Annotated in this window: 1 rRNA gene; it reads left to right on the forward strand. The window is 54.2% G+C overall.

The window, feature by feature from the left end:
* Window positions 1–91 precede the first annotated feature (91 nt).
* Window positions 92–273: ribosomal RNA gene (locus tag ON23_RS05820) — 16S ribosomal RNA — on the forward strand; the annotation flags it as partial.

Below are 273 nucleotides of genomic sequence, written 5' to 3' on the forward strand. Positions count from 1 at the left end.
GTCAGCTATTTTCCGGCTGGCGTTTAAGTTAGGTTTTCGGACTCTGGTTCGAGTTACTTCTGATTCGCTCTTCGGAGTGGGTTGAGAGTCTTCAACGGAGAGTTTGATCCTGGCTCAGGACGAACGCTGGCGGCGTGCTTAACACATGCAAGTCGAGCGGTAAGGCCCTTCGGGGTACACGAGCGGCGAACGGGTGAGTAACACGTGGGTGATCTGCCTCGCACTCTGGGATAAGCCTGGGAAACTGGGTCTAATACCGGATATGACCACGAA

This window comes from Nocardia cerradoensis NBRC 101014 (assembly GCF_000308535.1).
In the GTDB taxonomy this organism is placed as follows: domain Bacteria; phylum Actinomycetota; class Actinomycetes; order Mycobacteriales; family Mycobacteriaceae; genus Nocardia; species Nocardia cerradoensis.